Below are 6,262 nucleotides of genomic sequence, written 5' to 3' on the forward strand. Positions count from 1 at the left end.
CACAACGCACGCTCGGAGAAGCTCCGCAAAGCCGTCACCGGGACCCGTCAACCGCTACAGTGATCACCGCTACCGGGTGAGCACTTTCGCTGAGCGAAGTTGAGCACTTTCGATGAGCGCCATCACCGTCGCCAATCCCTCGTACTCGCCGCACGCATCCATCGACAAAGGGCCGGTAACGGATGGGACAATTCCCCCGTGATCTCAGACGACGTGTTCACCGAGGTTCCATCACCAGGCTCATCGTTCGGCACCCCGGTTTCGAACGGCATCGACGCCGCAGGACTACCGCGCCCTGGGGACTAACTGTGTCGGAGTGCTGGAAGCTTTGTCCCGGACGGTATATCGCGCTGAAGTGCACCTACGCGATGGAGAGAAAGAGCCACCCGTCGACAAGACAAACATGAGAATCGAACGCTACATCGAGGACACACTGCCGGGTCCGAGCAACGAGGATATCCGTGGACTGACCAAGAAGGCTGCGGCGCTAGCGCATCGCGTGAAGCATTCTTCCACGGCCACCAGACGCGACGCGGGAATCAGCGCCGATGCAGTAATACTGTTGACAAACATAATTCGAAGGCTCGACCAAGAAGAATAGCAACACCACGCAAGCGCCGAGACGTGAAAGACGGTATAATCAGATGTCGGGCTTTTATAGCTGACAGCGGTCACATAAACCCTCTCGCACTACGGGATTATGCGTCTCGTAATTATCCGAAAGGCTCGGCAAGTCGTGCGAGACGCGCCGATACAAATAAATGAAACTAGAAATAGAATTTCATGGATTCAAGCTCAACATTGCGGTTGCGGCCATCGTGCTTCTAGCACTCATCGCACTGATCTAGTTGTGCTGCCCGCCAACCGATACTGGTTGGCGGGTTTTCTAATCCATTCCAGCGTATACCCCGTCTACCAGATCACTGGGGCCATGGGCATAGCTGACGATTTCGACAGTGGGCGGGATGCAAACTGAAATTCGAGGACCGACGGTCGCCCTCCGGCAAAGAAAGGTGCCGTACGAAGGTAGGCCAGCCGGCGGCCTCAGCGACCGACTGCTCACATAACCATGCGCGAACTCGATGACTCACCCATCGGTGTCGACATCAGAGCCGGGCGTTACGGTACCGATCAGCGAAGGGAAGGGCGCGACGGTCAACATTTCATCCAAGTTCGACAGGGTGAAGACGCGGCCGTCGGTGTCGCGCACAACCGGTCCGAGTGTGTCGTTGACGCGGGTCCATCCCAGACCTCCGAGCACTGCGAGGAGGGGGATCCCGCCTAACCGGTTTGCTTCGGCTCGTAGTCGCTCAAATCGAAGGGCTTTGTCACGTGCGGTGCCGCCGTCGTTGATTGTTTTGCACTCCATGATGGCTCGGAGGGTTCCGCTGGAGTCGAAGATGACGAAGTCGGGGGCGGGGGTTACCAGGATCTCGAATTGAGCCATGATGTCGCCTTGGTTGTGGCTTCCGGTCCGTAGGTAGGGAATCTGATTGTCCTGAAACAGTTGTTCGACGACATCTTCGATGAGATCACCTCGTTTTGTAGAGGTTGCGTCAAGAATTTGTCGGAACGCCCCGCCGTAGTGGCGTTGGTGTAGCAGCCATGAGTAGGGCGCACCTTCTTCGGCGAGGTTGTTGACGGTTGCCCAGCCCTCTGCGGTGTCGGGTTTGGTTTGCTTGCGTCGGAGTTCTCCGGGTGGGTCGCCGAAGAGTGTGCCAGCCATCACTTGAGTGATCGTGTCAGCAACAAGCTGCGCTTGTTGCGGGGTTGTCACCGATCCCTCTCGCTCCATGCTGTCGACTTTCGCGCCACTCAGTTTGAGGTCGTGTGATTCGCCGACGAGTGAAGTGCAGTGCGCGAACTCGGTCTTGGTGAATCCGAGGATGGTTCGGAACACAAGCAGAGTCGTGGGGTTGGTTTGGATCGTTGCGGCCAGGACGGCGGGCGTCACGTCCTGGAAGTTGTTTGTGGCGGCGGCGGCGGCGGCGTAGGCCACCTCGAAGGTGGGCAGCTCGTAGAAGTCCGCCGCGTGGATATAGGCGAAGTCAGGTGCGAGCTGTGGTACGTAGGCGATGCGAGCGACATCGGCGTAGATCCCCGGATGCTCTCCGGTCCCGTGGCGTTGGGGGATCAGACGGATTTGTGCGACACGTTCGTCCCAGGTGCTGGTGTGCAGGATTTTGGCGACGGTCTCTTCAGCAGACGACATGACTCAACCAACCAGCTCGCCGGGGGTGTCGTTAGCGACGCCCTCGGCAATGCGTCGGCGGGCCTCGGTTACGAACTCCTCATGGATTTCGAACCCAGCCGCCCGGCGGCCGAGCTGCCGCCCGACTACAACAGTTGTTCCGCCGCCGGCGAAAGGATCGATGACAAGGCCGTCCTCGGGGCTCATCGCCCGGATGAAGAACTCTGCCAGGCCCTCTGGCATGGCGGCAGTGTGGGCGACACCTTTGTGTTGGTTGTAGGTCTGTGAGACGTTGACGACGTTTCCCGGGTCGGCTCCGCCGCGGAGATAGGTCTTGGTGCGATCGCGACCGAAGCCGGCCTCGGTCGTGCGGCGGCCGTTGGTGTCTTTGGCGCGACGGGCGATCTCGGCTGCATCCGCCTTATAGGGGACTCGGACCGCATCGAGGTCGAAGTGGGGGCGGGGGCCGCGGGCGAAGTGGTAGACGTATTCGAAGCTGTCTTTGGTGCGCGGGCCGAACTTCCCGGGCACAGCGTTGGGTTTGGCCCAGATGTAGGTTTCGGTCCACCGCCACCCCATGTGTTGCAGTGCCAGGACCAGCTCGTAGACGTACGGATGCCGCTGCCCCTTGAGCGGTCCGCGGTTGGCGACACGGTTCTTGATGTTGAGGACCAAGCTCCCGGTCTCCGCGGTGGCATCGAACATTGCGCGCGCGATCGGTAGGAACCACTCGACGTATCTATCTGGATGAATACGGCTGTAGGCCCGCTGATCTGCGTACGGCGGACTAGTGAAGAACAGGTCGACCGACCCCGGCTCGAGTTTGGGGATCAGATCCAGCGAGTCGCCGTGATGGACGCCGTCGCGGAGAAGTCGTTGCAAGTTCAACTGCTCAGGAGAGCGCCTTTCGGCCTTTGCCGAGGTTGCTTTGCGAGTCGTCACAGTAGGACTCTAAGCGGAGAGGCACCAGGGTCAACATGCGCGCACCGGTGGTTCCGTATCGGACCGCATGATCTTGCCGTAGAGGATCTCGCGGTCGTCTGGACGGAGCCGGCTTCGAGATCAGATCCGCGCACGAGGTTTCGCGCTCGGCGATCTTGCGGCCGCACCACTCCAGTGTTGCGCTGGCCTCTCGAACACCGCCGTAGCTAGCGAACCGGGCCGTCTACCTCGAACGCACTAACGACGGGGGAAAGGTCGAGAACTACCGGCTCGACAACGGCCATCGCTAATGTGTGCCTGACGATCGAACCAGGGCAAGGCCTAAGCGGAGGAATAGATGCGCGATATCGAGGATGAGTACCTGAGCCTCATTGACGTGGTGGCCGACCGATCAGAGTACGCGGTCGCAAAGCGCGGCAAGCGGTACGACTTCAACACAGCAGAGTGGACAGTCTCAGTAATCGCCGCGGCGATCAGCGGACTTGCCGGTGGAATGCTCTCGGCGTTGGGTGGGGATCTCGCCGAAGCATCTATACGACTTGTACGAAAGATCGCTAATCGCGACCGGACAGAGCCGACTTCAACACAGCAATTGCAGGACCTAGAAACGTTGCACAGGATCGTCATTGAAGTCAGAGGACCTGGTTTACCCAACTCAATCGATTCCGAAGTCGTCCGAGTCCTCAAAGAAGCTGGGCTCGATGACGAAGCCGCCCAGACGGTTTGCCGACGGTTGAGGAGCATCGTCGAGGGAAAGCAGGAGGACAATGAGCCTCCCCCAACCTGATTGGCTCCATGGTCGGCTGGAAGGAGACGACGCCTACCTTGCAAACTGGAGCTTCTATCTAAGCACCCGCCTCGGCGCTGGAATACAGATCGACGACGCAGAGTTCATTGCGCTCCGCCTCATGAGCTTGGCGCACCGAGATGTTGCGGCTAGGAAGATTTCCATCAGCGCCGGGGCCGACTTGACGCTGATCGCGCGATCCTTACAGGAGATCTGCACGGCATTCCGAACCGCATTTCCGAGCGGCGACGCGGTGCGCGCCCGACTTGGAGTCATTGAGGATCCGTTTCAACTCTTACGGAAACTAGTCACGTTGGCGCACAACGGAGAGGACGCGGCTGCGTGGCGCGTATCCATCTACTGGGACCTACGTCGCGAGGCGCGGGCTGCGTATAAATGCTGCAATAATCCGGAGACGATCACCGGCTGGCCCCAGTTGATCAGTGCTTGGTTATGGGCTCTAATCAAGGAACGCATCGTGTACCGGTACGTCCCAGCTTCGATGCCAGATGGATCAGGTCCAGACCCTCGTGTCAAAGAACTGTTCTCCGAAGACGAGCAAGAGATCTTGGAGAAGATAGATGCGGAGCTGGAAGAGGGTTTCGCCGACATCGTCACCGCATTGGTGTGTTACGGGACAGACGAGGTCCAAAGTGAGAACTATGCGCAGGTCTTGGCTGTTCATGCGACCGACGGACGCCTGGAGGCCCGCAGGTTGCTCCGAGATATGAGCCGTGACTTTCGGGCAACTCCGTGGAATTTTAAAGCATGGGATGCGAAGCTGAAGCAAATGAACACTTCGTAGAACGCATTGACCAGCTGGCGGAGACGCCTTCTGTTCCATTCGATGACGTCATTCCCGCTAAGGTTATTTTATACGTTTTTGGTGTCTGCCAGAAGTGCTCAAACGACACCTCACCGAGGTGCGCGAAGTCTATTGACGGCTCATCCCAATCGGGGGTGTAGGAGTTGGGGTCTGAATCCGCCGGTCTCGAGCAGGCTTCGGGCGATGTAGTTGGTCAGGTTGCGGAACCCGAGTGCGGAGCCGCGCAGGTGTTCGAGCCGTCCGTTGAGCGCCTCGGTCGGCCCGTTGCTGGTGCCGGGTCGTTCGAAGTAGGCGAGCACGTCGGCGGCTCGCTTCTTCAGGGTCCGGCCCAGGGTGGTGAGCTCGGTGAGCACCTTGGGGACGCCGGCGCTGAGGTCGGTGATCAGCTTCTCCATGAGCTCGCGGCCACGTTGCCGGTCCTCGTGGCGATAGGCGGCGATCATGCGCTGGTAGACACCCCAGGTCGCCTCGACCTCGACGTGAGCGTCATCAACGAACAGCGCGCGTAGCCTGTCGCTCTGCTTGTCGGTAAGCAGGTCCGCGCCGGTGTGCAGCGTGCGCCGCGACTTGTAGAGCGGGTCGTCCCTGAACCCACGGTGCCCGTGGATCGCGAGTTGGACCCGGCGCCGACACCTGTCGAGGGCGTCACCGGCCAGGCGCACGACGTGGAAGGGATCCATCACCGTGACCGCGTCCGGGATCTCCTCCGCAGCGGCGGTCTTGAACCCGGTGAAGCCGTCCATCGCGACCACCTCGACCGCGTCACGGAAGGCGTCGTCGCGGTCGGCGAGCCAGGTCTTGAACGCCGCCTTCGACCGGCCCTCGACCATGTCCAGCAGCCTTGCTGGGCCGGCGCCATCGCGGACCGGGGTGAGGTCGATGATCACGGTGACGTACTTGTCGCCACGCCTGGTGTGGCGCCAGACGTGCTCATCGACGCCAATGACCTTCACGCCCTCGAACCGCGTGGGGTCGTTGATCAGCAGCCGATTGCCTTCGGCCAGGACCGCGTTGTTGGCGGTGTCCCACGCGACCCCGAGTCCCTCGGCGACACGGGCGACGGTGAGGTGTGCGACCACGATCCCTTCCAGCGCCCACCGCAACCCGGTGCGCGAGAGCTTCGCGCGTGGCTCCGCCGCGGCGCTGGTGTCTTGGCGCCACACGTGTCCGCAGTCGGCACAGCGGTAGCGGCGCACTACAACTTCCAGCACGGTCGGTCGCCAGCCCAGCGGCTCGTGGGCCAACCGCCGGATCACGGTGTCACGAGCAGCGCCTTCGCTGCCGCACCGTCGGCACCACTGATCTGGTTCCACCACGCGGCACGCGAGGACCGCACGATCCGGTTCAAGTCGTTGCCCGGTCACGCTCAGACCGAGGCCGTCGAGTCGAGCGAAGGCGGTCAGGTCAGGGCGGCCGAAGCCGGCCGGCGGGGTAGCGTCGGACACGTCGAGGTCTTTCGGATGGATGGCGTAGGAACCTCCATCGTCGGGAGACCTCGACGTCTATCTGCGGACCG

General features: G+C 61.0%; 5 protein-coding genes. 2 read left to right on the forward strand and 3 right to left on the reverse strand.

Annotation, left to right across the window (positions count from 1 at the left end; genetic code table 11):
* Positions 1–1,087: 1,087 nt before the first annotated feature.
* Both MTX35_RS25040 and MTX35_RS25045 read right to left on the reverse strand, forming a co-directional pair.
* Positions 1,088–2,212 carry a hypothetical protein gene (locus tag MTX35_RS25040; RefSeq protein ID WP_243597452.1) on the reverse strand — a complete coding sequence of 375 codons (1,125 nt, stop codon included), beginning with the start codon at positions 2,210–2,212 and terminating at the stop codon, positions 1,088–1,090.
* Positions 2,213–2,215: 3 nt separating this feature from the next.
* Positions 2,216–3,133, reverse strand: a complete 918-nt coding sequence (locus MTX35_RS25045) for a site-specific DNA-methyltransferase (protein WP_243597453.1) — start codon at positions 3,131–3,133, stop codon at positions 2,216–2,218.
* Between the two features lie 337 nt (positions 3,134–3,470).
* On the opposite strand from MTX35_RS25045, the gene MTX35_RS25050 reads away from it, so the two are divergent.
* Both MTX35_RS25050 and MTX35_RS25055 read left to right on the forward strand, forming a co-directional pair.
* Positions 3,471–3,920, forward strand: a complete 450-nt coding sequence (locus tag MTX35_RS25050; protein WP_243597454.1) for a hypothetical protein — start codon at positions 3,471–3,473, stop codon at positions 3,918–3,920.
* The gene (locus MTX35_RS25055) at positions 3,901–4,725 is read left to right on the forward strand and encodes a hypothetical protein (RefSeq protein ID WP_243597455.1); all 825 of its coding nucleotides are present in this window, start codon (positions 3,901–3,903) and stop codon (positions 4,723–4,725) included. Before MTX35_RS25050 ends, MTX35_RS25055 begins: the two co-directional genes overlap by 20 nt.
* Before the next feature lie 140 nt (positions 4,726–4,865).
* On the opposite strand, the gene MTX35_RS25060 is transcribed toward MTX35_RS25055, so the two are convergent.
* Positions 4,866–6,191 carry an ISL3-like element ISPfr2 family transposase gene (locus MTX35_RS25060; protein ID WP_032401348.1) on the reverse strand — a complete coding sequence of 442 codons (1,326 nt, stop codon included), beginning with the start codon at positions 6,189–6,191 and terminating at the stop codon, positions 4,866–4,868.
* Positions 6,192–6,262 lie beyond the last annotated feature (71 nt).

The sequence above is a fragment of the Rhodococcus sp. ARC_M12 genome, from assembly GCF_022810385.1.
GTDB classification, from domain to species: Bacteria; Actinomycetota; Actinomycetes; order Mycobacteriales; family Mycobacteriaceae; genus Rhodococcoides; species Rhodococcoides navarretei.

Bases quoted from the DNA above. Each gene is read 5' to 3' on its own strand.
- MTX35_RS25050 (WP_243597454.1), top strand. From the start codon at position 3,471: ATGCGCGATATCGAGGATGAGTACCTGAGCCTCATTGACGTGGTGGCC.
- MTX35_RS25040 (WP_243597452.1), bottom strand. From the start codon at position 2,212: ATGTCGTCTGCTGAAGAGACCGTCGCCAAAATCCTGCACACCAGCACC.
- MTX35_RS25055 (WP_243597455.1), top strand. From the start codon at position 3,901: ATGAGCCTCCCCCAACCTGATTGGCTCCATGGTCGGCTGGAAGGAGAC.